Below are 1677 nucleotides of genomic sequence, written 5' to 3'. Positions count from 1 at the left end.
CAATGGCTCTGGACATATAACCATGACAGACCCAACATGGGGAACAGCGGGCTAACCCCCGCCCAGAAACTAAAAACAGCTGCCTGAATTCTCATTCAATGCCCCACTAAAAATGGGGGGATTACCGGGCGACCGGAAGAGGGGGAGACCTCCGCACTCATGGCCGCAGCCTCCGACGGGCCAAAGGGCGGCCAGCCTCCATGGCCGCAATCTTTTCACGCAGCAGTTCACGCTCGATCATGACCTCGCCGAGCTTTGCCTTGAGGCGATCGCTCTCCAGCGCTTCACCGTCGGTCTGACGTGTCGCAAGACTGGCCTCGCCCCCGGAAAGAAAGGCGTCCTGCCAGCCGCTCAGGGTCGCGGCTGTCACGCCCAGTTCGCGCGAGACCATCTCCAGGGTCCTCACCGCGCAGCAGACGAAGCAGGGCCTCCTTCTTGCGGCGGCGTGACATCCGTCCCCCATGCCCCGGTGGTTTCGCATCGTTCGTCAGCTCGGTCGTCATCGTGACACCTCCGCACGTGTCTCACGTGCTTATCGAGTGTCTCAGAAAACTGGGAGGCGGGAGACTTCTGTATTCTTTCAGACGCTCCTTGCGCTGTTTTCGTTGCCCGTCGTCAGAAATGCCCAGACCATCCGCGCTGTCTTGTTAGACACGGCGACAGATACGACACGCGCGGCCTTCTTCTCAAGCAGGTTTGCGGCCCATTGCTGACTGGCGGGGGCCGTCCACAACTTCACCTCTTAATTCTAGCGATCATTCATCGCGAAGGCATTTTCGTTTCGACGAGCCAGCGCTTTGCTCCTCTTATCAGAAGCATCAGTCCCAATAGTCCAATAGACACGGCTGTCATTAAGCCTGCGCGGTTTTTGCTCGCCCAAAGTTGCCAGCTTTTGCTGCGGCTGATGTGGTCAAATTTACCGTGCGTAGAGCTTGGTAGCCTTCCCGCCTCAAACAAGTTGGATTCCCGGGGAACGGGGGCAGGTGTCTTACTTGATTGGTAGCGTTTGAGACGAGCTTTCCCTAGAATGACATCCAGTAGCCCTGGGGCAAACTTGTTTGCTAGGGCGGCCCCAAACGACGAGGCAGAAACGAAGACTTCGCGCCGGTGTGATGTGGCGGCGAAGTAGATGGCATCTGCTGCTACCTCGGGCTGGTAAATCGGTTGTATTGGACTTGTAGGCTGGGAGTTGCAGAACAAGACGTGGTCAAAAATCGGTGTGTTTATCGAAGGTGGATGCACCATTGTCACGTGAATGGAGGTCGAGGAAGTCACCAGTTCGGATCGCACTGTTTCGATAAATCCGCGTAAGGCATACTTGCTTCCGGCATACGCCGAATGCAGAGGAATCCCGCGATAGCTCATGGTTGAAAGGACTTGGACGATAGTTCCTCGCTTTCGCGGTGCCATGCGTTGAAGCGCAACGCGCACACCGTTTACGGAACCAAAATAATTGACTTCCGTGACTCGCTTAAATTCAGCCTCTGAGACATCGAGGAAAAGACCATTCACGGAGACGCCAGCACAATTTACCCATACTGTAATTGGCCCTAGTGTCCTGATCGAGAAGTTTATATGATTATCCTGATGGCAGGGGTAATCGAATGGGACGTGTAGCGGTTGCGATTGAACTGACGGCATTGGAGCGTCAGGAACTGGAATCTCTGGCAAGGGCGC

General features: G+C 55.6%; 1 protein-coding gene and 1 pseudogene. Both read right to left on the bottom strand.

Annotated elements, in window-relative coordinates; all coding sequences use genetic code 11:
* Positions 1-128: 128 nt before the first annotated feature.
* Positions 129-503, bottom strand: a pseudogene (locus OQZ28_RS17425) (helix-turn-helix domain-containing protein); the annotation flags it as partial.
* A 256-nt stretch (positions 504-759) separates the two neighbouring features.
* A partial coding sequence (locus tag OQZ28_RS17420; protein WP_458136692.1) for an SDR family NAD(P)-dependent oxidoreductase occupies positions 760-1677 on the bottom strand: 918 nt, incomplete at its 5' end.

The sequence above is a fragment of the Komagataeibacter sp. NFXK3 genome (assembly GCF_054182245.1).
The sequence above is the reverse complement of the archived record's forward strand: the minus strand, read 5'-3'. Positions and strand labels throughout refer to the sequence as shown.